The sequence below is a fragment of the Streptomyces sp. NPDC002787 genome, from assembly GCF_053592095.1.
In genome coordinates, this window is the sequence record NZ_JBSFVC010000019.1 from 21,591 (window position 1) to 48,458 (window position 26,868).

General features: G+C 70.8%; 23 protein-coding genes and 2 tRNA genes. 4 read left to right on the forward strand and 21 right to left on the reverse strand.

All coding sequences use genetic code 11. The annotated features are described in order from the left end of the window. Positions 1–179: 179 nt before the first annotated feature. Positions 180–2,048 (reverse strand): translation elongation factor 4, encoded by a 1,869-nt coding sequence (gene lepA / locus ACWD26_RS25900; protein ID WP_451273969.1) that lies wholly within the window; start codon positions 2,046–2,048, stop codon positions 180–182. Between the two features lie 263 nt (positions 2,049–2,311). Here lepA and rpsT point away from each other — a divergent pair, with 263 nt between their 5' ends. Further along, complete coding sequence (gene rpsT, locus ACWD26_RS25905) at positions 2,312–2,578, forward strand: 30S ribosomal protein S20 (RefSeq protein WP_326582844.1); 267 nt, start codon at positions 2,312–2,314, stop codon at positions 2,576–2,578. Positions 2,579–2,961: 383 nt separating this feature from the next. Here rpsT and holA read toward each other — a convergent pair whose 3' ends face one another. The 8 genes from holA to leuS form a co-directional block, all read right to left on the reverse strand. After that, positions 2,962–3,948, reverse strand: coding sequence for a DNA polymerase III subunit delta (gene holA / locus ACWD26_RS25910; RefSeq protein ID WP_451273972.1), 987 nt, complete (start codon positions 3,946–3,948; stop codon positions 2,962–2,964). Positions 3,949–4,113: 165 nt separating this feature from the next. After that, positions 4,114–4,359: a hypothetical protein gene (locus ACWD26_RS25915; RefSeq protein ID WP_451273974.1), complete on the reverse strand. Its 246-nt coding sequence runs from the start codon at positions 4,357–4,359 to the stop codon at positions 4,114–4,116. 182 nt (positions 4,360–4,541) lie between these two features. Then, positions 4,542–5,363 carry an arylamine N-acetyltransferase family protein gene (locus tag ACWD26_RS25920; RefSeq protein WP_451273976.1) on the reverse strand — a complete coding sequence of 274 codons (822 nt, stop codon included), beginning with the start codon at positions 5,361–5,363 and terminating at the stop codon, positions 4,542–4,544. 4 nt (positions 5,364–5,367) lie between these two features. Continuing rightward, entirely contained in the window at positions 5,368–8,019 is a 2,652-nt protein-coding gene (locus ACWD26_RS25925) for a ComEC/Rec2 family competence protein (protein WP_451273978.1), read from the reverse strand. A gap of 86 nt (positions 8,020–8,105) precedes the next feature. Further along, positions 8,106–9,161: a helix-hairpin-helix domain-containing protein gene (locus ACWD26_RS25930; protein WP_451274219.1), complete on the reverse strand. Its 1,056-nt coding sequence runs from the start codon at positions 9,159–9,161 to the stop codon at positions 8,106–8,108. Between the two features lie 480 nt (positions 9,162–9,641). Beyond that, positions 9,642–10,487, reverse strand: coding sequence for a DegV family protein (locus ACWD26_RS25935; protein ID WP_451273980.1), 846 nt, complete (start codon positions 10,485–10,487; stop codon positions 9,642–9,644). Positions 10,488–10,583: 96 nt separating this feature from the next. After that, positions 10,584–11,360: a hypothetical protein gene (locus tag ACWD26_RS25940; protein WP_451273982.1), complete on the reverse strand. Its 777-nt coding sequence runs from the start codon at positions 11,358–11,360 to the stop codon at positions 10,584–10,586. Positions 11,361–11,593: 233 nt separating this feature from the next. Then, a complete protein-coding gene (gene leuS / locus ACWD26_RS25945) occupies positions 11,594–14,464 on the reverse strand; it encodes a leucine--tRNA ligase (protein ID WP_451273984.1) in 2,871 nt (956 codons plus the stop codon). A 516-nt stretch (positions 14,465–14,980) separates the two neighbouring features. On the opposite strand from leuS, the gene ACWD26_RS25950 reads away from it, so the two are divergent. Next, positions 14,981–16,321, forward strand: a complete 1,341-nt coding sequence (locus ACWD26_RS25950; protein WP_451273986.1) for a cytochrome b/b6 domain-containing protein — start codon at positions 14,981–14,983, stop codon at positions 16,319–16,321. Further along, positions 16,318–17,934, forward strand: coding sequence for an NADH-ubiquinone oxidoreductase-F iron-sulfur binding region domain-containing protein (locus ACWD26_RS25955; protein WP_451273988.1), 1,617 nt, complete (start codon positions 16,318–16,320; stop codon positions 17,932–17,934). The genes ACWD26_RS25950 and ACWD26_RS25955 overlap by 4 nt, the downstream gene beginning before the upstream one ends. Positions 17,935–18,084: 150 nt before the next feature. On the opposite strand, the gene ACWD26_RS25960 is transcribed toward ACWD26_RS25955, so the two are convergent. From ACWD26_RS25960 to ACWD26_RS26005, 10 genes are all read right to left on the reverse strand, one after another. Next, positions 18,085–18,157 (reverse strand) — tRNA-Ala (locus ACWD26_RS25960). 311 nt (positions 18,158–18,468) lie between these two features. Continuing rightward, positions 18,469–18,702 carry a hypothetical protein gene (locus tag ACWD26_RS25965; RefSeq protein WP_005479297.1) on the reverse strand — a complete coding sequence of 78 codons (234 nt, stop codon included), beginning with the start codon at positions 18,700–18,702 and terminating at the stop codon, positions 18,469–18,471. Between the two features lie 3 nt (positions 18,703–18,705). After that, entirely contained in the window at positions 18,706–18,876 is a 171-nt protein-coding gene (locus tag ACWD26_RS25970; RefSeq protein ID WP_451273990.1) for a hypothetical protein, read from the reverse strand. Positions 18,877–19,101: 225 nt separating this feature from the next. Continuing rightward, positions 19,102–19,174: transfer RNA gene (locus ACWD26_RS25975), tRNA-Ala, on the reverse strand. 131 nt (positions 19,175–19,305) lie between these two features. Further along, the gene (locus tag ACWD26_RS25980; RefSeq protein ID WP_451273992.1) at positions 19,306–19,974 is read right to left on the reverse strand and encodes a histidine phosphatase family protein; all 669 of its coding nucleotides are present in this window, start codon (positions 19,972–19,974) and stop codon (positions 19,306–19,308) included. After that, a complete protein-coding gene (gene rsfS / locus ACWD26_RS25985; RefSeq protein WP_451273994.1) occupies positions 19,971–20,417 on the reverse strand; it encodes a ribosome silencing factor in 447 nt (148 codons plus the stop codon). The genes ACWD26_RS25980 and rsfS overlap by 4 nt, the downstream gene beginning before the upstream one ends. Positions 20,418–20,569: 152 nt before the next feature. Beyond that, on the reverse strand, positions 20,570–22,315 hold the full coding sequence (locus ACWD26_RS25990) for a LytR C-terminal domain-containing protein (RefSeq protein ID WP_451273996.1): 1,746 nt from the start codon (positions 22,313–22,315) through the stop codon (positions 20,570–20,572). A gap of 16 nt (positions 22,316–22,331) precedes the next feature. Then, positions 22,332–23,042 (reverse strand): nicotinate-nucleotide adenylyltransferase, encoded by a 711-nt coding sequence (nadD, locus tag ACWD26_RS25995; RefSeq protein WP_451273998.1) that lies wholly within the window; start codon positions 23,040–23,042, stop codon positions 22,332–22,334. Between the two features lie 83 nt (positions 23,043–23,125). Then, the gene (locus ACWD26_RS26000; protein WP_451274000.1) at positions 23,126–23,293 is read right to left on the reverse strand and encodes a hypothetical protein; all 168 of its coding nucleotides are present in this window, start codon (positions 23,291–23,293) and stop codon (positions 23,126–23,128) included. A gap of 178 nt (positions 23,294–23,471) precedes the next feature. Further along, the gene (locus tag ACWD26_RS26005) at positions 23,472–23,642 is read right to left on the reverse strand and encodes a hypothetical protein (protein WP_451274002.1); all 171 of its coding nucleotides are present in this window, start codon (positions 23,640–23,642) and stop codon (positions 23,472–23,474) included. Between the two features lie 99 nt (positions 23,643–23,741). Between ACWD26_RS26005 and ACWD26_RS26010 the strand changes: the two genes are divergently transcribed. Beyond that, positions 23,742–24,863 (forward strand): M48 family metallopeptidase, encoded by a 1,122-nt coding sequence (locus ACWD26_RS26010; RefSeq protein ID WP_451274003.1) that lies wholly within the window; start codon positions 23,742–23,744, stop codon positions 24,861–24,863. Between the two features lie 111 nt (positions 24,864–24,974). Here ACWD26_RS26010 and ACWD26_RS26015 read toward each other — a convergent pair whose 3' ends face one another. Then, positions 24,975–26,048 carry an SCO2583 family membrane protein gene (locus tag ACWD26_RS26015; protein ID WP_451274005.1) on the reverse strand — a complete coding sequence of 358 codons (1,074 nt, stop codon included), beginning with the start codon at positions 26,046–26,048 and terminating at the stop codon, positions 24,975–24,977. Positions 26,049–26,170: 122 nt separating this feature from the next. After that, on the reverse strand, positions 26,171–26,773 hold the full coding sequence (locus tag ACWD26_RS26020) for an SCO2584 family spore wall biosynthesis protein (RefSeq protein WP_451274007.1): 603 nt from the start codon (positions 26,771–26,773) through the stop codon (positions 26,171–26,173). Positions 26,774–26,868 lie beyond the last annotated feature (95 nt).

Consider the following 26,868-nt stretch of genomic DNA (forward strand, 5'->3'; position numbering starts at 1 on the left):
GGTTCGTAAGGGGCGGCGGGCCGTCACTTTCCACCGAGAACGACCGTACGAACACGCACCGGCGCCTCCTCGACGACGCGCGGGCCCGCCGCGCCGAAACGCGACGGGCCCGCATTCTGCCCTAGTTCCCGGGGGTAACAGTGACTGCTCCCGCGGTCGGCGACCGGCCTCGCCGTTGGCTACTTCTTGCCCTTGCCGCCGCCGGCGCTGTCGTCGCTGGACAGGACGGCGATGAAGGCCTCCTGCGGAACCTCCACGGAGCCCACCATCTTCATCCGCTTCTTGCCTTCCTTCTGCTTCTCCAGCAGCTTCCGCTTACGGGAGATGTCACCGCCGTAGCACTTGGCGAGGACGTCCTTGCGGATGGCGCGGATGGTCTCGCGGGCGATGACACGCGAGCCGATGGCGGCCTGGATGGGCACCTCGAAGGCCTGCCGGGGGATCAGCTCGCGCAGCTTGGCGACGAGCCGCACCCCGTACGCGTACGCCGCGTCCTTGTGGGTGATCGCCGAGAAGGCGTCCACCTTGTCGCCGTGCAACAGGATGTCGACCTTGACGAGGCTGGAGGTCTGCTCGCCGGTGGGCTCGTAGTCGAGCGACGCGTAACCGCGCGTCTTCGACTTCAGCTGGTCGAAGAAGTCGAAGACGATCTCGGCGAGCGGCAGCGTGTACCGGATCTCGACCCGGTCCTCGGAGAGGTAGTCCATGCCGAGCAGGACGCCGCGCCGGGTCTGGCAGAGCTCCATGATCGACCCGATGAACTCGCTGGGCGCCAGGATCGTGGCGCGTACGACGGGCTCGTACACCTCCCCGATCTTGCCCTCGGGGAACTCGCTCGGGTTGGTGACCGTGTGCTCGCTGCCGTCCTCCATGACGACGCGGTACACGACGTTCGGCGCGGTGGCGATGAGGTCGAGCCCGAACTCGCGCTCCAGCCGCTCCCGGATGACGTCGAGGTGCAGCAGCCCGAGGAACCCGACACGGAACCCGAACCCGAGCGCGGCCGAGGTCTCCGGCTCGTAGACGAGCGCGGCGTCGTTGAGCTGGAGCTTGTCGAGCGCGTCACGCAGCTCGGGGTAGTCCGACCCGTCCAGCGGATACAGCCCCGAGAAGACCATCGGCTTGGGGTCCTTGTAGCCGCCCAGCGCCTCGGTCGCGCCCTTGGCCTGGCTGGTGATGGTGTCACCGACCTTGGACTGGCGGACGTCCTTCACACCGGTGATCAGGTAGCCCACCTCACCGACGCCCAGACCGTCCGCCGGGAGCATCTCGGGCGAGTTGGTCCCGATCTCCAGCAGCTCGTGCGTGGCGTTGGTGGACATCATCCGGATCCGCTCACGCTTGTTGAGCTGCCCGTCGATGACACGGACGTAGGTGACCACGCCCCGGTACGAGTCGTAGACCGAGTCGAAGATCATCGCGCGGGCGGGCGCGTCCTTGACTCCGACGGGCGCCGGCACCTCCGCCACGACACGGTCGAGCAGCGCGTCGACACCCACACCCGTCTTGGCGGAGACCTTGAGGACGTCCTCGGGGTCACAGCCGATGAGGTTGGCCAGCTCCTCGGAGAACTTCTCCGGCTGGGCGGCCGGCAGGTCGATCTTGTTCAGTACGGGGATGATCTTGAGGTCGTTCTCCATCGCCAGGTACAGGTTGGCGAGGGTCTGCGCCTCGATGCCCTGGGCCGCGTCGACCAGGAGGACGGTCCCCTCACAGGCCGCCAGCGATCGCGACACCTCGTACGTGAAGTCGACGTGCCCGGGGGTGTCGATCATGTTGAGGATGTGCGTGGTGCCCGGATCGTCGGTCGGCGCCCAGGGCAGACGCACCGCCTGGGACTTGATCGTGATTCCGCGCTCACGCTCGATGTCCATGCGGTCGAGGTACTGAGCACGCATCTGCCGCTGCTCGACCACACCGGTCAGCTGGAGCATCCGGTCGGCGAGCGTGGACTTGCCGTGGTCGATGTGCGCGATGATGCAGAAATTGCGGATCAGAGCCGGGTCGGTACGGCTCGGCTCGGGCACATGGCTAGGGATCGCGGGCACGCAGGGTCCTGATTCTTGAGGCGTCCGCAGCCGTCTGCGGTCTCGGGTCGGATCGGATCTAGCGGTCTATACGTAGGCACCATCGTCCCACGGGTGGAGAACTGCGACCGGTTTGGGCCGACCGGGGGGCTGCTGGTAGCGTGGACAGCTGTGTCTCATGCCCTCTCAGCAGGAGGCACATCCCAAGGAAATCAAACGGTGCCCGAGGCATGTCCTGCCTAGCTCGCATGTTCTCGTACACCTGTAGCTGAAAAGGCTCATTCGTGGCGAACATCAAGTCCCAGATCAAGCGGAACAAGACCAACGAGAAGGCGCGCCTTCGCAACAAGGCCGTCAAGTCGTCGCTCAAGACCGCGATCCGCAAGGCCCGAGAGGCCGCTGCCGCGGGTGACGCCGAGAAGGCCACCGAGTACCAGCGCGCTGCCGCGCGTCAGCTCGACAAGGCCGTCTCCAAGGGCGTCATCCACAAGAACCAGGCCGCCAACAAGAAGTCGGCGCTTGCTTCCAAGGTCGCTGCGCTCAAGGGCTGAGCTCCTTCTTTGATCTGACCGCCGGCTGGACCCAGAGCGGGCCCTCTCTCATCCGCTCCCACCCGGCACCCCCGGACCCGTACGCGGCCTGCGTTCGCCACGCGGGTACAGGTCCACCATCGTGAACCGAGGCCCCGTCCTCCCCCTTCCCCAGGGTGGAAGACGGGGCCTTCGGCATGTGAAGAGGTGACCGGCGCGGGGAGGACAGGCCCGAAGGGCCGCCGTCCTCCCAGGGGCGCGGGGAACTGCGCGACAAGCCCCCACCTACCCGCGCCCACCCGCACCCGCCCGCACCCGACAAACCCACTCCACCCGAGACCCTCGGGGTCGAAGGGGCAGCGCCCCTGGTGACGGGACGGGTAGGAGCGGCGGGGCTAGAGAACTCAGCCCCGCCGAGACCGAGCCGCCCGAGCGATCACCACAACCGCCTTCTCCAACGCGTACTCAGGGTCATCCCCCCCGCCCTTGACCCCCGCATCAGCCTCAGCCACCGCCCGCAGCGCCACAGCAACCCCGTCCGGCGTCCACCCCCGCATCTGCTGCCGCACCCGATCGATCTTCCACGGCGGCATCCCCAACTCCCGCGCGAGATCCGCCGGCCGCCCACCCCGCGCCGACGACAGCTTCCCGATCGCCCGCACCCCCTGAGCCAACGCACTGGTGATCAACACCGGCGCCACTCCCGTGGACAACGACCACCGAAGCGCCTCCAACGCCTCCGCCGCCCGCCCCTCGACAGCCCGATCGGCCACCTCGAAGCTCGACGCCTCGGCCCGCCCCGTGTAGTACCGGCCCACCACCGCCTCGTCGATCGTGCCCTCGACATCCGCGACCAGCTGCGACGCCGCGGACGCCAGCTCCCGCAGATCACTCCCGATCGCGTCGACGAGCGCCTGGCACGCCTCGGACGTGGCGGACCGCCCGAGCGCCCGGAACTCCCCCCGCACGAACGCCAGCCGATCCCCCGGCTTCGTCATCTTGGGGCACGCCACCTCCCGCGCGCCCGCCTTGCGCGCCGCGTCCAGCAGCCCCTTCCCCTTGGCCGCGCCCGCGTGCAACAACACCAGGGTGATCTCCTCGGCGGGAGCCCCCAGATACGCCTTCACGTCCTTGATCGTGTCGGCCGACAGATCCTGCGCATTGCGTACGACCACGACCTTCCGCTCCGCGAACAGAGACGGACTCGTCAGCTCGGCGAGCGTGCCGGGCTGCACCTGGTCCGAGGACAGATCCCGCACGTCCGTGTCGGCATCAGCGGCCCTGGCAGCCGCCACCACCTCCTGCACGGCACGGTCCAGCAGCAGCTCCTCCTGTCCCACGGCAAGCGTCACAGGAGCGAGGGGATCATCATGCGCAGTCTTCTTGGCCATCCCCCACAGCATCCCACGGCCCACTGACAACCCGACCCGAGCGGCAGCCACGCCCCGAAGGGACCCGGGGCCGTGACATGTGCGGCCCCGCCGCGGCCACGAGCAACACCCACCGGCCCACCACCGACGAACGACCCGACAGTCAGCCCGCGCCCCAGCGGAGCCCTACGGTTCCTCCCGCCACCCCTCCCACTCCCCCGCGAACTCGTCCAACACCACCGGATCGAGCCGCCCCCGCTCGTCCCGCAGCACCACCAACCACTGCGCGTCCTCCGCGTCGTCCTCCCCAGCCAACGCGTCCCGCACCAGCTGCGGCTCCTCGTCCAGCCCGAACCGCTCCCCGAGCTCGACCACCGCCTCCTCCGCTGCGTCACGGTCGGGCAGCACCAGCACATGTCTCACATCACTCACACCCCCATCTTCCGCTACGCCCACCACTTGACGAGGGCCCCGTGGTCACACGCTCACCACGGGCAGTCGGCACATCTGGACAGGACCGAGGCGAGTTGAGCATCGTTCATGCCGAGAACCCGGCCCACGCGACCGACAGTCCACCGAGCCGGTGAACCCCTCGGCTCACCCATGCGGTCACATCACCACCGCACCCTTCCCCCGGCCCCCACCTCCGGCACCCGCCCCAACTCCATGCCGAACCGCTCCCGGTACGCCGCCAGCACCTCCCCGTCCGTCGTCAGCTCGGTCACCTCCCGGTCCCCTTCCGCCGACGTCACCGTGAGGGTGCGGCCGCTGAGGGTGATCCGGCCGCCGTCCTCGGCCACCCGGGAGCAGACGAGGGACCGGGTGAAGTGGGAGGCCGGTGAGGTGCTGTGCCACCAGGCCCCAGCCACGAAGTCCCCGAGCGCCCTCGGCCGCAGTTCCAGCCGGTACTGCGGCTTGCCGTCCCGGAACACGTCCAGGTCCCCGAACTCCCGCCCCCCGCTCTCCCGGTCCGCCTCGACCACCCGGAACGTACCGCCCGGATCCTCCTGCTCCCCCCGGTTCCCGAACTCCAGCGGACAGTGACTGTTCGTCCCGAACCCGACGTCGACCAGCCAGTCACCCCCGTCCACCGTCCGCACCCGCAGCGCGAGATGGTCGTACGGGATGCCGAGCCGCCCCTCCTCGCCGTACACCCGCGCCGCCAGCAGTGTCACGTCGTAGCCCAGTGCCGCGAGCAGCGCGCCGAACAACCCGTTCAGTTCGAAGCAGAAGCCGCCCCTGCGCTCCCCGACGACCTTGTCGAGCAGCCGCTTCTCCTCCAGGACGATCTCCTCTCCGAGGTGGATCGACAGGTTCTCGAACGGCACCGCCCGCAGATGACGCAGCTGCAGTTCACGCAGTACGTCGACGGTGGGCCAGGCCGGGTGTTCGGCTCCGAGGCGGCGAAGGTAGGTGTCCATCTCTGCGGTATCCATGACCTCAGTCTCTCGCCACCAGCAGCTCCTCGGCCGTACCCGCGACGGCGATCGCCCCGTCCTCGTCCGTACGCAGCACCGTGGCACCGCCGGCCCGCAGCGCCGCGACCGTACTGGGCGCCGGATGGCCGTACGAATTGTCCGCACCGACCGAGATGAGCGCCAGCCTCGGGGCCATCGCCCGTATCAGGTCGGGGTCCTGGTAGGCCGAACCGTGGTGGGCGACCTTCACCACGTCCACCGCACCCAGGGCCGCCGCCTCGGGGGATCTCGACAGTTCCCGCTGGGCGGGTGGTTCCAGGTCCCCGAGGAGCAGCAGGCTCAGCCCGGCCGAGCGGACGAGCATGGTGACGCTGGCGTCGTTCGGCCCGTCCGGTGCGGTCGCGTCGGCAGGCGGCCACAGCACCCGCCACGCGAGGCTCCCGGCGCGCCGCTCCTCCCCGGCCACGGCCCGTGTCACCGGAATGCGCCGGGCCGCCGCCTCCCTGCGCACGAGATCGGCCTGATCCGCCGGCTCCTCGAACCCCGTCGTCGAGATCGCCCCCACCGAACGCCCCCGCAGCACTCCCGGCAGCCCCGCCACATGGTCGGCGTGGAAGTGTGTGAGGACGACGAGCGGGACCTCGGTGATGCCCAGTGTCGTCAGACAGCGGTCGACCAGCACCGGATCGGGACCGGCGTCCACGACCACCCCGGCACCGTCACCCGCCGCGAGGACGGTCGCGTCTCCTTGTCCCACATCACACATCACGAACTTCCAGCCGGGCGGCGGCCACCCCGTGATCACCCTGGTCAGAGGCGGCGGCTGCACCACGACCAGCAGGAAGACCAGCAAGCAGAGCCCGACCAGCCACGGATGGCTCAGGAGGCGCCGCGCGACGAACACGGCGACCACGGTGAGGAGGGCGAGCAGCAGCGCGCCCGTCCAGCCGCCCGGCCAGTCCACTCCCGCTCCGGGCAGGGACGCCCCCGTGCGGGCGATGTCCGCGATCCAGCCCGCGGGCCAACTCGCGCACCAGGCAAGGCACTCGGCAACGGGCATCGCCAACGGGGCCGTCGCCAGCGTGGCGAACCCCAGCACCGTGGCCGGGGCCACCGCGAACTCCGCCAGCAGATTGCACGGGACCGCCACCAGGCTCACCTTGGCCGACAGCACGGCCACGACCGGCGCGCACACCGCCTGCGCGGCTCCCGCCGCAGCCAGTGCCTCGGCCGGGCGCGGTGGCACCCGGCGCCGCTGGAGCGCCGCACTCCAGCGCGGAGCGAGGGTGAGCAGGGCACCGGTCGCGAGGACGGACAGCAGGAAGCCGTAACTACGGGCCAACCACGGGTCGTACAGCACCAGCAGCAGGACCGCCGTCGCCAGCGCGGGGATGAGGGACCTGCGCCGCCCCGTCGCGATGGCCAGCAGCGCGATCGAACCGCAGGCCGCGGCCCGCACCACGCTCGGGTCCGGCCGGCACACGATCACGAAGCCCAGGGTCAGCGCACCACCGGCCAGCGCGGTCGCCCGCAACGGGATCCCGAGCCGGGGCGCCAGCCCCCGTCGCTCGGCCCGCTGCGCCAGCCCCGGCGGCCCGATGAACAGGGCCAGCAAGATCGTGAAGTTCGCACCGCTGACGGCCAGCAGGTGCGTGAGGTCGGTCGCCTTGAACGCCTCGTCCAGTTCGGCCGGAACCCGCGAGGTGTCCCCGACGACGAACCCCGGCAACAACGCCCGCGCGTCCGCGTCCAGCCCGTCCGTCGCCTCCCGAAGCCCCGCACGCAGCCGCCCCGCGAGCCGCTGCGCCGCACTGGCCTCCTCCACCACCTCCGGCGGTCCACCACCCCGCACCCGTAGCACGGCCGCCGCCCGGTCTCCCCCGACCATGGCCGGCACGACCTGCGCCGCCACCCGCACCCGCGCCGACGGCAGCAGCGACAACCAGGGCGATCCAGTGCCGGGGCCCCGGCCGCCGATGCCGTCATCGCCCCCAGCCGTGCCCTGGGCCCGCCCCATACCGGTGCCCGAGCCAGTGCTCGTGCCCGTGCTGCTGCCGGTGCCCGTGTGCGACCGCCTCTCCACATCGACGATGACCAGCACCGGCGTCCGCGTGTCCACTACCGTCCCGTCCGGACCCCTCACTCGGCGTACCTCGGCCTGGAGGAGCACGGCGGTCGGGACCGCGTGGGGGCCCTTGATCCGGGGGCGGGTGAGGCGCGGGTCGGAGGTGAGCTCGACATCCGCGGTCACCCGGGCGTACTGCTCGGCCAGCTCAGGGACAGGACCACGCCGCAGATCCGCCCCGTGCAGCCCGGCGGAGGCGGCAGCCGCGCCGGCACACAGCAGCACGGCGGCGACGGACACCCTCGTCCACGATCCGGCCCCACGCCGCACGCTCCCTCGCCCGCATCCCCGTTCTCGCGTTCGCACCCCTTCCTCTCGCACCCCCTCCTCTCGCGCTCCTCCTCGCCCCCGTCCTCGCCCAGTGATGAGCAAGGCCACGCCCACGGCCACGCAGACCACGACCACGCCCGTGACCCATCCCGGCGAGGCGTGCACCGTCAGCGCCGCCGTCCCCCAGGCGGTCAGCGCCGGCGGCACGAGACGCAGGTCCGTCGGCCCCTCCTGCCTCGGGTGCGCGTCGCCGAGCCGGGTCCCTGAGGCCGCGTGCACGGCGGGACGCTCCGCAGCCCCCTCTGCCCCGACCGCCGCCGCTCCGACTCCGACTCCGGATCCGACCACTTCCTCTTCCGTCGTCCTCATGGCCGTACGAGGTTCCGAAGGTCGGCGAATCGGCGGTCTCCGATGCCGTTGACCTCGCGCAGTTCGTCGACCGAGCGGAAGCCGCCGTGCTGGGTGCGGTAGTCGATGATGTGCTGGGCGAGGACAGGCCCGACGCCGGGCAGTGTGTCCAACTGGTCGACGGTGGCTGTGTTGAGGGAGACGGGTGCCGCGGGTGCCGCCCGGTTCCCGGCCGCACCACCACCCCCGCCGCTCACACCGCCGCCCGGCGCCGCGCCAGGCCCCGCCACCGGCGCGGGACTCCCCACCAGGACCTGTTCGCCGTCGACGAGGAGACGGGCGCGGTTGAGTCCGTCGGTGTCGGCCCCCGGCCGCACACCGCCCGCCGCGCGCAACGCGTCGGCTACCCGGGAGCCGGCAGGCAGGTGTTGGATCCCCGGTCTGCGCACCTTCCCGCTGACGTCCACCACGATCGAGGGCCCTGCCGTGGAACCCACCACCCCGGCCGGCCCGCCCGGCGCCGCGGCCCGGCCGCCACCGGCTTCACCGAACGCTGCCGCCGGACCCCCCGAAGCCCCCGGTGCTGCCGGAGCCCCGGCCCGCACCACCTCGGGCGCGCTCACCGGCTGTGTCCGGCCCGCCCAGAAGTGCTGTGCCGCGAACACCGCCGCGACGACCAGCACCACACTCAGCGCGACGACACTTTTCCGCTCGACGCCGCACCGCACCTGCAACCACAACGGCAACCGCTCCCGCACGGCCGGCCCGACCCGCTCCCGCCACGCCCCCGCCACCTCGTGACCGACAGCGTCCTCGCCGGACTCGCCGGACTTGTGGGGCCCGTGAGGGCCGCCGGACTTGTGGGGCTCGTAAGGCTCGCCGGACTCGTACGCCTCATAGGGCCGGTCGGACTCGTAGGACCCGTCGCGGACAACCCGCCCATCCCCCGCGCTCTCATCAACGAGACCACCACTCGGACGACCGCTTGGACGACCACTTCGACGACCGCCCGGGCGACCAGTCGGACGACCACTCGGGCCACCGCCCGGACGATCGTGCTCAGCCCAGCCCACAGGCTCGTCGACGTCACCGGCCGCCGCCCTGGGCAGCACGCCGGCGCTCCCGGCCTCCCCCGCCCAGGCAACACCGACCCCGACCCCCGTCCTCCCCCTGGGCCCTCCCGGCGGCCCGTGCCCCAACTCCGGGGTCTGCCCCGCCGTTTCCGGAAAGAGCGCCTCCGCGCGCAGGCGTAGCGTCTCCGCCGAGGCCTGGCGGCGGCCGGCCCTGCCCCGGGGCCGCCGGGGACGGTGTCGGGCGCGTCCGTCGGAGCTCGGGCCCCGGCCCGGGCCACTGGTGACTGTCGCGGTACGTGAACGTGATCGAAGTGCCATGCGACGAGGATCGGGCAAGCTCACCCACTCGCGATGATCTTGCTCAATTCTCGTGAATTACCACCCAGTTGTGGATAACTCTGTCACCCACACGAGCGACAGACACCACAGCAGCCCATGCCAGCCCATGCCAGCCTCGCCGGGCGCCGAGCCCCGGTCACCTCACCGAGGTGAGACGACAACCCCCAGCAATCCGGGCCCCGTATGCGCCCCGATCACCGCCCCGACCTCGCTGACATGCAGATCGGCCAGCCCGGGCACCCGGTCCCGCAGCCGCTCCGCGAGCGTCGAGGCCCGCTCGGGCGCGGCGAGGTGATGCACGGCGATGTCGACCGGCGCACCCCCGGCCCGCTCGGCGACGATCTCCTCAAGGCGGGCGATCGCCTTGGACGCCGTACGGACCTTCTCCAGCATCTCGATGCGGCCGCCGTCCAGCTGCAGCAGCGGCTTGACCGCCAGCGCGGAGCCGAACAGCGCCTGTGCCGCGCCGATCCGCCCGCCCCGGCGCAGGTAGTCCAGGGTGTCGACGTAGAAGAACGCGGACGTCCCCGCCGCCCGCTTCTCGGCGGCCGTGACGGCCTCGTCGACCGTGCCGCCCGCCTCCGCGGTCTCGGCGGCTGCCAGGGCGCAGAACCCGAGGGCCATCGCGACCATCCCGGTGTCCACCACGCGTACCGGTACGGGTGCCTCGCGTGCCGCGAGGACGGCCGCGTCGTACGTGCCCGAGAACTCGGCGGACAGGTGGAGGGAGACGATGCCCGTGGCGCCCGACTCCGCGACCCTGCGGTAGGTCTCCGCGAACAGGTCGGGGCTGGGGCGGGAGGTGGTGACGGACCGTCGCTTCTGCAGCGCCTGGGCCAGGGACCGCGCCGAGATCTCGGTGCCCTCCTCCAGCGCCTGGTCGCCCAGGACCACGGTCAACGGCACCGCGATGATGCCGTGACGCTCCATCGCCGGCGGCGGCAGGTAGGCCGTTGAATCGGTGACGATCGCGACATGGCGGGACATGAGCTGGAGGTTACCCGCCAAGCCCCGCCGACGGCAGCCCGGCCCCTCCCACCTGCCGCGCGGAACGAGCCGACCGGGCCGACCGATCCGCCCGGCTCAAGTCGTGCTCTCCGGGCGGGGCTTCTTCTGCCACGGGTACGTCGGCCGCGCTGCCGGCGGGGTGATCGCCGGCTTGGGCGGCTCCCCACCCGCGCGGGGGTCGGCGGCGCGGGACCCGGGGGTCTCCTGCCACGTCTGCCCGGTGGAGGCGGCGGGCTCGGGCTTCGGCGCCTCGGGCCAGGCCGGTGTGGGCTCGGCCTTGGGCGCCTCGGGCCAGACCGACGCGGGCTCCGTCGTCCAGTGCCGCAGCGCGCCCGCCTCCACGTCGATCTGCGCGCTGAGCGTGTCCAGGTCGTCCTCCGCGAACTTGCGGGCCCGGTCGTGCGCCGCCCAGCGCAGTGAGTCGGCGGACTTGATGATCCGCTCCGTACGCTCGCGCAGCGCGGGCAGCCGCTGGACCAGCTTGGCGCGGTCCGGCTCGGGCTCCAGGCGCCGGAGCTCGTCGTCCAGCTCCCGGCCGTGCTTGCTGAGCTGCTCGAAGAGGGCCAGCGACTCCTTCAGGGACTCGTCCTCGCCCACGCCCGCCCGCAGCGCCTCCTGGGTGGCCCGCATGGACGTCCGCAACTTCAGCCGCAGATCGGCCAATTGTCCCACGGGGCCCGGCTGGGCCAGGCTTCTGGCACGCAGTGTCGTGTCCTCGACGGTCCGCTTAGCCTGTGTGATCGTGCGGTCCACGCCGCGCTTGGCCGCGCCGACCGCCTTCACCGTGGCGTACGCACCCAGGACCACGAGCAGCACGAAGAGCAGGGCGACGACTGCGATGACGGCTTCCACGACGCGCTCCTCCTTCAACCGGCACGGTGTGTGCTGCGGCGCTCTTCCACGGTAAACGCAATGGGCAGGTTCCTAGTTCCATCGGAACCCGGAACCTGCCCGTAGGGGACGACCCGCACTCACCCCGCACCAGCGGTGAGGACCGCCACAGCCACAGCGGCAGCCGCTGGCCGCCAGCCGCCAGCCGCCAGCCGCCAGCCGCCAGCCGCCAGCCGCCAGCCGCCAGCCGCCAGCTAAACGACGATGTTCACCAGCTTCGGCGCCCTCACGATCACCTTCCGGATCGGTGCCCCGGCCAGCGCCGCGATCACCTTCTCGTCGCCCAGGGCCACCTTCTCCAGCTCCTCCTCGGAGATCGTCGGCGGCACCTCCAGACGGGCCTTGACCTTGCCCTTGATCTGGACGACGCAGGTGACGGCCTCGTCGACGACATACGCGGGATCGGCGACCGGGAAGTCCTGGTGGACCACCGAATCCGCGTGCCCCAGCTTGCGCCACAGCTCCTCGGCGATGTGCGGGGCCAGCGGCGCGACCAGCAGCACCAGTGCCTCGGCGACGGGGCGGGAGACCGGGCCGCCCACCTTGGTCAGGTGGTTGTTCAGCTCGGTGACCTTGGCGATCGCGGTGTTGAACCGCAGGCCCTCCAGGTCCTGCCGTACGCCGTCGATGGCCTTGTGCAGCGCCCGCAGGGTCTCCTCGCCGGGCTCGGTGTCCACCACGGTGACCTCACCGGTGGCCTCGTCGACGACGTTGCGCCACAGCCGCTGCAGCAGCCGGAACTGGCCGACCACCGCGCGCGTGTCCCACGGCCGGGAGACGTCCAGCGGGCCCATCGCCATCTCGTACAGCCGCAGTGTGTCGGCGCCGTACTCCTCGCAGATGGACTCCGGAGTGACCGCGTTCTTCAGGGACTTGCCCATCTTGCCCAGCAGGCGGCTGACCTTCTCGCCCTGGTAGTAGTAGGCGCCGTCGCGCTCCTCCACCTCGGCGGCCGGCACCGCGAAGCCACGGCTGTCGCGGTAGACGAAGGCCTGGATCATGCCCTGGTTGAACAGCTTGTGGAACGGCTCGGCCGAGGAGACATGGCCCAGGTCGAACAGGACCTTGGACCAGAAGCGCGCGTACAGCAGGTGCAGCACGGCGTGCTCGGCGCCGCCGACGTACAGGTCGACACCGCCGTGCGGCTGGCCCTCGCGCGGGCCCATCCAGTACCGCTCGATCTCCGGGTCGACCAGCTTCTCCGAGTTGTGCGGGTCCAGGTAGCGCAGCTCGTACCAGCAGGAACCGGCCCAGTTGGGCATGGTGTTGGTCTCACGCCGGTACGGGCGCGGGCCGCGGCCGTCGCCCAGGTCCAGCGTGACGTTGACCCAGTCCTCGTTGCGCGACAGCGGCGGCTCGGGCTGGGTGTCGGCGTCGTCCGGGTCGAAGGTGCGCGGCGAGTAGTCCTCGACCTCGGGCAGCTCCAGCGGCAGCATCGACTCGGGCAGCGCGTGGGCGACGCCGTCCTCGTCGTAGACGATCGGGAAGGGCTCGCCCCAGTACCGCTGGCGGCTGAACAGCCAGTCGCGCAGCCGGAAGTTGACGGTGCCCTCGCCGATGCCGGACCGCTCCAGCCACTCGGTGATGCGCGCCTTGGCGTCGGCGACGCCCAGGCCGTCCAGTGAGACGCCCTCGCCGACGGAGTTGACGATCTTCGCGTCGTACGACACGAAGGCGTCGTCCCAGGTGGAGGTGTCGGTGCCCCGGCCGTCCGTCGGCTCGACCACGCAGGCGATCGGCAGCTCGAAGGCGCGGGCGAAGTCGAAGTCTCGCGTGTCGTGCGCCGGGACGGCCATGATCGCGCCGGTGCCGTAGCCCATCAGGACGTAGTCGGCGATGAAGGCGGGGATCTTCTCGCCGTTGACCGGGTTGGTCGCGTACGAGCCGATGAAGACGCCGGTCTTGTCCTTGGCCTCGGCCTGCCGCTCGACGTCGGACTTGGAGGCGGCCTGCGCGCGGTAGGCGGTGACGGCGTCGGCCGGGGTCGCGTGGCCGCCGGTCCACACCTCGTGGGTGCCCTCGGGCCAGGCGGCCGGGGTGAACTTGTCGACCAGCGGGTGCTCGGGCGCCAGGACCATGTAGGTCGCGCCGAACAGGGTGTCGGGGCGCGTGGTGAAGACCGTGATGCGCTCGCCGTCGATCGGGAAGTCGACGCGGGCGCCCTCGGAGCGGCCGATCCAGTTGCGCTGCTGCAGCTTGATGGCCTCGGGCCAGTCCAGCTCGTTCAGGTCGTCCAGCAGGCGGTCGGCGTAGGCCGTGATCCGCATGTTCCACTGGCGCAGCTTGGCCTTGAAGACGGGGAAGTTGCCGCGCTCGGAGCGGCCGTCGGCGGTGACCTCCTCGTTGGCCAGTACGGTGCCCAGGCCGGGGCACCAGTTGACCGGTGCGTCGGAGGCGTACGCCAGGCGGTACTCGCCCAGGACGTCGGCGCGTTCGGCGGTGCTCAGCGCGCTCCAGGTGCGAGCGCCGGGCACCGCGCGCTCACCGGACTCGAACTGGGCGACCAGTTCGGCGATCGGTCGGGCCTTCCTCGCCTCGTCGTCGTACCAGGAGTTGAAGATCTGCAGGAAGATCCACTGGGTCCACTTGTAGTAGTCCGGGTCGATCGTGGCGAACGACCGGCGCTTGTCGTGGCCCAGGCCCAGCCGGCGCAGCTGGGACTTCATGTTGGTGATGGCGGCCTCGGTGGTGACCCGGGGGTGCTCGCCGGTGGCCACGGCGTGCTGCTCGGCGGGCAGGCCGAAGGCGTCGAAGCCCAGGGTGTGCAGGACGTTGTGGCCGGTCATGCGCTGATAGCGGGCGGAGACGTCGGTGGCGATGTACCCCAGGGGGTGACCGACGTGCAGGCCCGCGCCGGACGGGTACGGGAACATGTCCATGATGAACTTCTTGGGCCGGGCGGCCAGCTCCGCGTCGCCCGCCAGGTCACCCTTGGGGTTCGGCGCCGCGTAGGTGCCCTCGGCGTCCCAGAAGTCCTGCCAGCGTGCCTCGATCTCGGCCGCGACGGCGGCCGTGTAGCGGTGCGGCGCGGCCACCTCGGCGGCAGCGGGGTTCGTCTCGCTCATGATCCTCAAAGCTCCATCGATCGTCTCTGCCAGCGGGCTGTTCGTCCAGGAAACGAAAAATCCCCTCGCACAGGAGGGGACGCCGCGCCGATTCCGACCGTGCCGTTCATCGGCGGTCGGGACTGATCAGCGCGGCTCGCTAAGCAGAAGGCGTACGGCACGCATGGGGTCAGGGTACCGCAGCCCCGACAGCCGCCGCGACGAGGTTCCGGGCCGCCGACCGGCCACGGGCGAGCCATCCACCTGGACACGGACCAGCGGTGTGTCAGCCACGGAATCCAGCCAAAAAAGTTGAACTTTATTCAAATCTTACTTCGCGTAACAACCACTAAGGGACATCACAGATGTGAGATTGCCCCTTGATAACAACGCAATAACTCAAACCTCGTACCGCTCGGTTTGGCACCACTTACAGTTCGACGACGGGACCGCTTTCCCGAACTGTTCGGAGTTGCCCCCATGAACCCTCGTCGCAGTAACAGCTCGCTGCCCCAAGCAGGCCGCTCGGCCTATGGGATGGCCACAGCTGCCGCTCTGCTGCTGATACCCGTAAGTGTGCTGGTCGGAGGTGACGCGTACCGGGAGTTCCTCGACTTCGGTGCGGGTGTTCTCTCGCTCGTCTCGCTGACGTGCTCGGTGCTCTGGGGACTCGTCGCCCAGGACCGGACCCTGCTCACCGTGCGCCAGCGGATCATCGGCCAGGCCGTCCACCGGACGACCGCCATCGCCTCGGTCGCGTTCCTCTTCCTGCACGTCACGGTGAAGCTGGCGCTGAACCACGTCTCCGCGATCGCCCTGTTCCCCTTCGCCCTCGGCGTGACGGGCACGGGCGCGCTCATCGGTTTCGGCGCGACCGCCGGGGCCATGATGGTCTTCGTCGCCATCACCGGCGCGCTGCGCAGCAACTTCGCGTCCCCCGCGCCGGTCGCGGCCCGCTGGCGCGCGATGCACATGATGGCCTACCCGGCCTGGTGTTTCGCTCTGGTGCACGGACTCTACGCGGGTCGCGAGGCGAAGCCGATCTTCGTGATCCTCTACTCCCTCGCCCTCGTCGCCGTCGCCGTCGCGCTGCTGCTGCGGTCCGCCCCGCGCTCGGTCAAGCGCGAGGTCGTCGACCGGATCACCGCGATCCTGGGCACCGACGGCCAGCGGCCCCCCGAGGTCGACGAACTCGTGAAGTCCCGTTCGGCCCTGCAGGGCCTGGAGGAGCCCGGCGGACGACGTGAGGGCGGTCGGCGCGAAGGCGGCCAGCGCGACCAGATGCGCGACACCGGCCAGTTCCCGCTGCCCGGCTTCGGCGGCGGACAGGGCCCGAACCCCGCGCTCGGCGACCCGCTGGTCCCCCCGCAGCGCGCGGCGGCCGCCTCGGCCGACAGCGGCCCCGGCTTCGCGGCCGCGTACCGCGCGGTGTCGATGACCCCGCGCTCCCCGGAGCCCACGGCGCCCTACCTGACCCAGCAGCAGCCGCTGGACATGCAGCCCACGCAGGCCATGCCCCGGCTGGACGACGGCTCGACCACGGGGAGCACCCGCTGGCCGGCCCCGTCCCCGCCGCCGGTCGGTGAGGCGCCCCCGTCGGCGTACGACCCGATGCAGGACACCTTCGCCGGACAGCCGCTGGGCGGGCAGTCGTACCAGGGCCAGGCGTACCCGGGCCAGACCTACCAGGGCGAGACGTACAACACCGGGGTTTCCGAAACTTCCTACGGAACCGCTGAGACGAACGCCCCCTACGGCACGTACAACCCGAACGACACGTACAACAGCGGTCCCGCCACTGAAACCCTGCCCGGCTACGACTACGACCCGCCGAGCTCAGGCGAACCCTGGAACGCGCCTTCCGGAGGCTTTAAGTGAACGAGGCCCTTCCCGACGTCCCCGAAGTCCGTGTGGTGGGGCTCCCCCAGCTCACCTCGGGCTTCGATCTCGTCGAGAGACTCGACCTCCCCATGCACCTGAAGGTGCACGGTCCGCTCGAGCCGATGGGCGGCGAGCAACTCGCCCAACTGTCCGAGCGGATCAACCTGAAGGGCAGGGGAGGCGCGGGCTTCCCGTTCCACAAGAAGCTGCGCTCGGTCGCCGAGTCGGCGATCAAGCGCGGTATCCGGCCCGTCGTGGTCGTCAACGGCAGCGAGGACGAACCCGCCTGCCGCAAGGACACGGTGCTGATCAACCGTGCCCCGCACCTCATCCTGGACGGCGCCCTGCTGGTCGCGGAGGCGCTGGGCGCCCGCCAGCTGGTCGTCGGGGTGACACGTGAATCCACCCAGCGCTCGATGGAGGCCGCGCTCGCCGAGCGCGGCCTGAGCAACCGGCGCGGCGCCGCCATCCGCGCGAGCGTGCAGCGCAACCCCGTCCGCATGGTCACCGGCGCCGCCGCGTCGCTGATCCGTTCGATCGACGGCGGTCCGGCCATCCCGCCGGGCCGCAAGACCAGCGCCTCCAAGAGCGGTGTCGGTGGCGCGCCGACCCTGCTCTCCAACGCCGAAACCTTCGCTCAGCTCGCCATCGGCGCCCGCATCGGCGCCGAGCGCTACGGCAACACCGGCCTGTACGACGAGCCGGGCACCGTCATGCTCACCGTCTCCGGCGCGGTCGCCCGCCCCATGGTGATCGAGGCCCCCACCGGCGTCCCGCTGCGCTACATCCTGCAGCTCGCCGGCGCCCCGCCGGTCCCGCAGGGCGTGCTGACCGGCGGCTACCACGGCAAGTGGATCGACGCGGCGACCGTCAACGAGGCGGTCGTCTCACGCAACTCGCTGGACGCGGTGGGCGGTGCGCTCGGCGCCGGCGCGATCCTGCCGATCAGCCAGGACACCTGCCCGCTCGGCGAGTCCCTCCAGGTCGCCAAGTGGCTCGCCGAGGAGAGCGCGGGGCAGTGCGGTCCCTGCTACCTCGGTCTGCCGGCCGCCGCGCGCGGCATGGAGGACATCCTCAACGGCGGCGGCCCGGCCGCCCTGGAGGCCCTCAAGCAGGTCGCGAAGAACGTCAAGCGGCGCGGCGCGTGCTCGCACCCGGACGGCTCCGCGATGTTCCTGGAATCGACGATCAAGGCGTTCACCGACGACCTCGCCGCACACGTCCTCGGCAACGGCTGCGGTCGGCCGGTGGAGGGCGTGCTGCCGCTCTTCGAGGGCGGCCGGATGCCGACCGGCATCCCGGGCGGCTCCGCCGAGGAGGAGAGCGGCGCCAGCCGCCAGAAGATCTACGTCGACTGGACGCTCTGCCGGGGCCACGGCCTGTGCGCCGACATCCTCCCGGAGGTCTTCCAGCTGGGCGCCGACGGCTTCCCCACCGTCGCCCAGGCGAAGGTCCCGCAGTACGCCGAGGCCAAGGCGCTCCGCGCGGTGCGCCGCTGCCCCGCGCTGGCCCTGCGCCTGGAGGAGGACAACCGTGCCTCCGCCCCGTCCCGCAACCTCCCGGTCCTCTCCCAGGGCCGTGGCCGCCGGGCCCTGGGCAGCGGTCGCTGAAGCACGCGAAGGGCGGGTCATCCCGAGGGGGTGACCCGCCTCTGTCGTTCCGCCCGCCTTCGTTACGCCTCCGTCGCGCTCGTCGCCAACCACGTCACGCTCGTCGCCAACAACGCGAAGACCCCGTCCACTTGGACGGGGTCTTTTCTGTGGAGCTAAGGAGAATTGAACTCCTGACCTCCTGCATGCCATGCAGGCGCTCTACCAACTGAGCTATAGCCCCTTGCTGTGTTGTCCGCCGGGTTTCCCTGGCGACGACGCCAACATTACCGGTCTCCCGCACGCACCACCAAATCGATTCCGTCGAGTGCGGATCAGGGGTGGTTTTGGGGGTGAATGTCGGTCGAACGCCGGTCCCCGAACCACCCACCGGGCTCCCACCGTTCACGACCCACCGTTCACGACCCACCGTTCAGGACCCGCCGTTCACGACCAGCCGTTCACGCCCCGCCGACGGCGGCCGCCACGAGACGCTGTGGCGGCCGTGGTGGCCCGGAGGCGGGCGGCGGCCGTGTACGGGCGTCGAGTTGACGCTCAGGCCGTCACGAACGAATAGAAACGCTTGAGCGTGCAGTGCTCTTCGAGAAGGCGGCCGTAGATCGGCTCGCCCTCCAGCTCACGGTAGGTCTCGATGGGGTCGCCTTTTATGATCAGCGCCCGGGCGCATTCCTCGCACCAGTACTGGTAGTCGGCGTTGACGGGCTCCATGTCACGGACGATGGGCGTACCGCTGCCGCACCAGTCGCATTTCCTCCTGTGTGCACCCATCGATCAGCTCCAGATGTGGCCGCAGGCCGTGCACACGTAGGAGATCCCTCCGTTGTCACCGAGGACTTGGGCCACGTGGAGCGAGCCGCAGGAAGGGCAGAGGAGGGTGGTCTTGCTCCGCATCACCACCGCTGCGGGAAGGTCGTGGACCTCCCCGCGGATGCTCGCAGGCATCGCTTCTCCCTCCCGTCGGGCCGCGCCCCCTTCCGGCCGTTTGATTCTGCCACGGCCGGACCAATACGGTCAGCGACGCCTTCGTACCAGTCCGGACACGCGGCAGGAAAGAAGGCCGTCCGCAGAGGTATACGCCTGCGGGGCCGTGAGTGCTCAAGAAGGGACGCAGGTCACACACGAAAAATCCCGCTCCCTTGCGGGAACGGGATCTTCTGTACCGATCTGTGGAGCTAAGGAGAATTGAACTCCTGACCTCCTGCATGCCATGCAGGCGCTCTACCAACTGAGCTATAGCCCCTTGTGCCACGCGGCCGGAGCCGTATGGTGTTTCGCCCCGCTCGGCGGGGCGAACAAGAAGAACTTTAGCCTGCGAGCAGCCGGAAAGTGAAATCCGGGTCCCGGGCCGCGTGACCAGGCCTCTTGGGAGGCTCAGTCGTCGTCGCCGAGCACCGGCTCGGGCAGCGTGCCGGCGTTGTGCTCCAGCAGCCGCCAGCCGCGGGCGCCTTCGCCGAGGACGGACCAGCAGCAGTTGGAGAGGCCGCCGAGGCTTTCCCAGTGCTGGGGCTCCAGACCGAGGAGGCGCCCGATGGTGGTGCGGATGGTGCCGCCGTGGCTGGCGACGACGAGGGTGCCGTTCTCCGGAAGCTTGTCGGCGTGCCGGAGGACCACGGGGGCGGCACGGTCGGCGACCTCGGTCTCCAGTTCGCCGCCGCCGCGCCGGACGGGCTCGCCGCGCTTCCACGCGGCGTACTCCTCGCCGTGCCGGGCGATGATCTCGTCGTGCGTGAGGCCCTGCCAGACGCCCGCGTAGGTCTCGCGCAGGCCCTCGTCGTGGCTGACCTCCAGCCCGGTGAGCGCGGCCAGCTCGGCGGCCGTGTTCGCGGCGCGCCTCAGGTCGGAGGCGACGATCGCGTCGGGCGCCAGGGAGGCGAGCAGCCGGGCGGCGCGGCGGGCCTGGCCGAGGCCGGTCTCGGTCAGCTCGACGTCCGTGGTGCCCTGGAAGCGGCGCTCCACGTTCCACGAGGTCTGGCCGTGCCGCCACAGGATGAGCCGGCGGCCCCGGCCCTTCCTGTCGGCGGCGTCGATGCCGGCGGTCACCGCAGCTCTCCGCCCAGCTCGGCGGCCTCCTCGGCGGCGCGCAGCTTGGCGTGCTCCTCGCCCTTGCCCCGGGTGGCCTTGGCGTCGGCGGGCAGCTCCAGCTCGGGGCAGTCCTTCCAGAGCCGCTCCAGGGCGTAGAAGACCCGCTCCTCGCTGTGCTGGACGTGGACGACGATGTCGACGTAGTCCAGCAGCACCCAGCGGGCCTCGCGGTCGCCCTCGCGGCGGACCGGCTTGGCGCCGAGCTCCTTGTTCAGGCGCTCCTCGATCTCGTCGACGATCGACTTGACCTGGCGGTCGTTGGGCGCGGAGGCGAGCAGGAAGGCGTCCGTGATGGACAGCACATCGCTGACGTCGTACGCGATGACGTCGTGTGCGAGCTTGTCGGCGGCCGCCTGCGCGGCGGTGTTGATGAGCTCGAGGGAGCGGTCAGTGGCGGTCACTACGCGGCTTTCGGTCGTCGGTCAGGAACCCTCACGGGCTACCCCAAGGGTCTCACGGCCCACCGACACCGCCCCACGGGTTAATCCATCAGGCCCCGGAGCACCGCCGTCGCGGCGGCTCCGGGGCCTGACGAAGGTCACACCCGGCTCGGTCAGCCCGTGGTTCCGGTCGTGCCCGCGGTTCCGGTCGTGCCGGTCGTGCCGGTCGTGCCCGTCGTGCCGGTGGAGTCGGTCGTCTCGTAGTTCTGGCCGAGCACGACGGAGACGTCGGCGTTGGACGTGGTCTCGCCCTTCTTGACGGCGCTGGTGGGGAGGCCGAGGGTCTTGGCGACCTCGACGGCGTCCTGCTTGCGGGCCGCGTCGGAGTAGGTGACCTGGGAGGTGGCCTGGGCGGTGCCGGTGGTCCCGGCGTCCAGGAAGGTGTAGCCGCCGTTGAGGACGGCCACGCGGGCCTGTTCGGTGGCGTCCTTCTCGCCGGTGGCGTTCCGGATGCCGACGCGGACCGCGTCCCCGGCGTCGGGGCTCTTCGCGGCGCCGCCGAGCAGGTCCTTGACGACGCTGTCGGAGTCCTCGGCGCTGAGCGTGCCGTCCTGCTGGACGGGCAGCGGCTCGGTCTCGTAGTCGCCGCCCTTGGCGTGGTCGGCGAGCTTGGCGAGGAACGCGCCGAGGTCCTTGTCGGTGAGCGAGGGGTCGAGGATCTGGGCCAGCGTCTGCACGGTGGTCGTGGCGGCCCCGGCGTCGGAGGACAGCTTGCGCAGCACGCCCTGCATGACCTGCCCGAACCGCTCAAGCTGCGCGTTCTGCGACTCGCCGGAGGCCCGGTAGGTGGCGTAGGCGACGGCCATCTTGCCGCTGAGGGTCTGCGCCTTGCCCTTGTTGACGAGGGGGGCGGCGGTCTTCTTCTCGGCCTCGGGGTCGGGCACGTCGGTGTTCGTGTCGACGTCGATGTTGCCGACGAGTTCGACGAGGTAGTTCAGGTACGGAGTGTCCAGCCGCCAGGTGCCCTCGATGTCGGTGCCCAGGACGGTGTCGAGGGCGTCACGGGTCCCGGAGGAGCCGTCGTCCTCGACGGACTTGGCGAGGGTGGTCGTGGTGCCGTCGTCGCCGGTCAGGGCGAGGGCGTTGGGGATGAGGACGGTGGCGCCCCGCCCGGTGGTGGTGTTGTTCACGAGCAGCGCCGTGGAGGTGCCGCCCTTCTTGGTGTCGTGCAGGTGGACGACGATCACGTCCCGCTTCTGGGCGGCCGCCGAGGTCGTGGTGCCGGTCCGCTCGTTGGAGGACGCCCCGGGCAGCATGTCCGCCCACCACAGGTAACCGACGCCGCCGACCGCGACCAGGGCGAGGACCACCACCAGGGCCGTCATCCGGCTCCTGGCCCGCCGCTTGGCCTCCTCGCGGCGCTCGGTGCGGTTCTCCGTGAAGTTCAGCCAGTCGATGACGTCCTCGGAGTCGCCGTCGGGCTCCTCGACGAAGGCGAACTGCTCGGTGCGGTACTCCCGTTCGTCGAAGTCCCGCTCGGGGGTGGCGTCACCGGCGCGGGGCGCGCTCTCGTCGACGGTCTGCTGCGGCCCCGTCTGCTGCGGGATGTAGGCGGTCTGCTCGGCGACATGGGTCTGGTGGACGGTGGCCGCGGTCTGCCCGTAGGGGTCGTAGGAGCCGTAGGTGTCGTACGACGGGGCGGGCGTCTGCTGACTCGTGTCGTAGGACGGCACCGGTTGCTGCTGACCGGTCGCGTACGGGTCGTAGGCGTAGCCCTGGGGCTGCTGTTGCTGCGTCCAGTACGGGTCGTGGGCCTGCTGCTGGGGCACCTGTCGGTACACCGGCTGCCCGTACTCGTCGTAGCCCACGAGTTCGTACTGCTGGTCGCCCCCGTGGCCAGCGTCGTATCGGTCGTTCACCGGTGCCCCTCTCGGCTCACTCGCCGCGGTACAGCTGCCGCTTGTCGATGTAGCGCACCACGCCGTCCGGCACCAGGTACCAGACGGGATCGCCCTTGGCGACTCTCGCACGGCAGTCCGTGGAGGAGATGGCGAGCGCCGGGACCTCGACCAGCGAGACCCCGCCCGCGGGCAGGCCGGGGTCGGCCAGGGTGTGACCCGGACGGGTGACCCCGATGAAGTGTGCCAGGGAGAACAGTTCGTCCGCGTCGCGCCAGGTGAGGATCTGGGCGAGCGCGTCGGCGCCGGTGATGAAGAAGAGGTCCGACTCGGGGTTGAGCTCGTGCAGTTCGCGCAGGGTGTCGATGGTGTAGGTGAGGCCCTTGCGGTCGATGTCGATGCGGCTCACGGAGAAGTGGGGGTTCTCCGCCGTGGCGATGACCGTCATCAGATAGCGGTCCTCGGCCGCCGAGACCGAGCGGTGGGACTTCTGCCAGGGCTGTCCGGTCGGCACGAACACGACCTCGTCGAGCCCGAACTGCGCGGCGACCTCCTGGGCCGCCACGAGGTGCCCGTGGTGGATCGGGTCGAACGTTCCGCCCATGACGCCGAGGCGGCGCCGGACGGGCTCCGACGGGCGGTTTCCCGGTGCGCCGGCGGTGCTGTCACCCCGGCCGTCGGTGGTGTCGTGTGCCTGGTCCTTCGCCTGGTCGTGCTCCGGACCGGTAGGCATTTCCTGCTCTCCCATGCGTGGAGAGCCTACCGGCCCGGCCGACGCGCCCGACTCGAACGTCCTTTTGCGCGGATTGGGCCCAACCCGGCGGTTCAGGCCTAGCGGTCCCGGTTGAAGCGGGTGGTGATCCACAGCAGCAGCATCAGGGCGACGAAGGCTCCGCCGCCGGTCAGGTAGGGGCTGAGGCTCTCGTGGTTGCCGCTGTGCTCCCCGCCGCCCTCGGCGGCGAGAGTGACCAAGTCGGCAGCGGTGCTGTGGAAGCTCATCGTCGGCGTGACCTATCCGGGTGTGGGATCGGGATAAAGACTGGGGCCATCGTATGCGGGGGCCTCACCGGCGATCACGCCGACTCCGCCCAGGGGTGAACGCGGGCGCCGTCGCGCGCGTACTTCTCCTGCGAGACAACCGTTCGCGTGCGCCGTACGTCCTTCCCCTCGGCGGGCGTCATTCGTCCCGCTTGTAACCCCGCAGAAGGAACCACGCCGTCAGGACGGAGCCGAGGACCATCACGATGAGCACCACACGCAGCAGGTTGCCCGCTCCCTGTTCCTTCGCTGCGGCGTCCGCGGCCTCGGAGAGCAAGGCGGACGCCGGCGGGTGCGGGAGATGTCCCATGGAGATCGCTCCTTACGGTTGATGCCCTGCCACGGTAACTCCGCCTAGGCTGGACCTCGCTTCGGGGGCAACATGGGCAAACAGACGCATGGGGGATTCATGCCGGACGACAGCCACGAGCAGAACGGGCACGAGAACGTGCCGAGCAGGCAGCGCAGGCGCTTCGAGGGAATCTCCTCGCGGGCGTACGAACACCCCGCGGACCGCTCGGCGCTGGTGGCGCTGCGCAAGCTCAGCGGCTTCGACACGGTGTTCAAGGCACTCAGCGGGCTGCTGCCGGAACGCAGCCTGCGGCTGCTGTTCCTGTCCGACTCCGTACGGGTCTCGGACCAGCAGTTCGCCCACCTCAACGACATGCTGCGGGACGCGTGCTACATCCTGGACCTGGAGAAGGTCCCGCCGATGTACGTGAACCAGGACCCGCAGCCCAACGCGATGTGCATCGGCCTGGACGAACCGATCATCGTCGTGACCACCGGGCTCGTCGAGCTGCTCGACGAGGAGGAGATGCGGGCCGTCATCGGTCACGAGGTGGGCCACGCGCTCTCCGGCCACTCGGTGTACCGGACGATACTGCTGTTCCTGACGAGCCTCGCCCTGAAGATCGCCTGGATCCCGCTGGGGAACCTCGCGATCATGGCGATCGTGACCGCGCTGCGCGAGTGGTTCCGCAAGTCGGAGCTGTCCGCCGACCGCGCGGGCCTGCTGGTCGGCCAGGACGTCCAGGCCTCGATGCGCGGTCTGATGAAGATCGCGGGCGGCAACCACCTGCACGAGATGAACGTGGACGCGTTCCTCGCGCAGGCCGAGGAGTACGAGGCCGGGGGCGACCTGCGCGACTCCGTGCTCAAGATCCTCAATGTGCTGCCCCGCTCGCACCCCTTCACCACCGTGCGCGCGGCCGAGCTGAAGAAGTGGGCCGAGTCCCGCGACTACCAGCGGATCATGGACGGGCACTACCCGCGGCGCAGCGAGGACAAGGACACCTCGGTGACCGACTCCTTCCGTGAGTCGGCCACGCACTACACGAGCAGCGTCAAGAGCTCCAAGGACCCGCTGATGAAGCTGGTCACCGACATCGCGGGCGGCGCGGGCGACCTCGGCGGCCGGGTGCGGCGCGGCTTCGGCGGCTTCGCCAACGGCGGCAGCGGCTCGGGCTCCGGCGACACCTCGGGCGGTGGCACGGACACCGCCCAGGACAGGCGCCCGGACGACGAGTGACGTACGGCGACCGCCACTGACATGACGAGCGCCCGGCCGGAGGCAAGACCTCCGGGCCGGGCGCTCGTCGTTTCGGGACGGCCGGGCGAGGCTACGGCGGGGCCCGGCGCGTCACACCTTCGGCTGGGCGCTCTCCGCGAGGGAGCCGCACAGGGCGGTGGCCGCGCCGGTGCTGTACGGGTCGGTGCCGGCGGCCGGGCCGCCCGCCTTGGCGGTCTGGCCGGCGAGGAGCGGGCGCAGATGGTTCGCGGCGTCGTCGGCGCAGGCCAGCGGCCCGGCCTGGACGTAGGAGACGACGACCTCCGCCTGGTGGGTGCGCAGGTCGTCCTGGTCGAAGCGGAAGTGCAGTTCGCGTCGGACGGTGAACAGCGAGGCCTCGGCCTCCGCCTTGTCGCCCGGCGGTCGCAGCGCGTACACGAAGGTGTGGGCGGCGACGACCTCCAGGGTGCCGGAGTCGAACTCGGCGGCCTGGAGGGTGCCCTGGACGCGGATCTTGCGGTCGGCGAGCTCCGCCTGTGACGGGTCGAAGCGGACCAGCCAGCCGGTGGGGGCGTGCCGCCCGTCCGCGGCCGGATGGTCGAAACTCTGCTCGAACTGGTCGAGCTGTTCCGAGTCGAGCAGCCGCCGTACGGGCTGGACGGTGGTGCCGCCGAGCACCTCCGGGTCGAGCGCGGAGGCGACCAGGTACTCCTTGGCGATGGTCAGCGCGGAGACGACCTGACCGTCGGTGAAGTGCTCGGTACGCCGGGTGGCCGGCATGGTGATGCCCTCGGCACCGATCCGGAACTGGGCGGCCGGGCTGCGCGCGTACAGCGTCTCGGGCTCCTCGGCGCCGGGCACCGCGGACTGCGGGGACAGCGGGATCACCGTCATCCTGAGCGGCTCGGTGGGCTTGGCGGCCCGGGTGTCGTAGGGGTGGCGGACGCCCATGTAGATGGCGGTGCCGAAGGCCAGGGCGATCAGCAGGACGAGGATCAGCGCCTGCCGGGAGAGGCCGCCCCGGCGCAGGGGCGGGCGGCGGCGCACGGCCGGGGCGTGGTCGGTGAGGCGCTCCCGCGCGGAGAACTCCTGGAGGCGGGCAGCGCGGACGAACGACTCGTCGAAGACGACGGATCGGTATTCGTCCTCTCCACCGCCGGGGGCGCCCTCGGGACTGCCCTCAGGTGGGTTTCCAGGCCCGCCCATACCTTCAGAGTAGGTCTCGGGGGGCCTCGGTAAACGCGCCGCCTCACGGCAAGTTCTGACAGGTCCTCACCAGGTTTTCGAACAGCTGTCGAACTGCCCGCGGAGGCCCTTCGGGGGCCCTCTCAGGGCGTCCGGGGGTCCGCCGACACCGCCGGCTGGGAGTAGTCGGCGGAGGCGGAGGGGCCCGTCGGGAGGCCTTGCTCGACGCCGGTGGTGGCGGGGGGCCGGATCTGTTCGCCACGGCCGGAGGAGGCGCCCCGGTAGACCGCGGTGAAGGCCAGTGCGACCATGCCGATGCCCATGACCAGGGCGAGGATCCAGGCGACCGGTCGGTGCCAGCGGGTCTGCTTGCCGTACGGCCTGCCATAGGGGTTGTCGGCGGCGTAGCGGTCCTCCAGGATCTCGGCGTCGTCGAGATCGTCCAGCTCGTCGTCACGGCCGTGGCCGAAATAGGGGCCGTCCGGTCCGAAACCGTCGTCGTAACGGTCGTCGTCGCGTGGGCCTCTGGAGTGGGTCCGGCGGGCTTCGGCCTCCTGGGCCGCGGCACGGGCCTCCGCCGCCGCGAGCAGCCGCTCGACCGCTGTCGGCTCGTGGACCACGGCCGCCCGTACGAAGGCCTCGTCGAAGACCACGGAGGCGAACTCTTCGTCCATACCCCCGCGGTCGCGGTCGTCGTCGGGCTCCCAGCCGTCAGGGAACGGCGTGCCCCCCACGTCCTCCGGCACGGATCCAGAGTAGACCGGGGTGGTCAATTTGGGCAGACGGTAAGGAAATTCATCCGTTTTGCCAGCTGGGCGCCAGCCTGTTCACAGGAACGGGC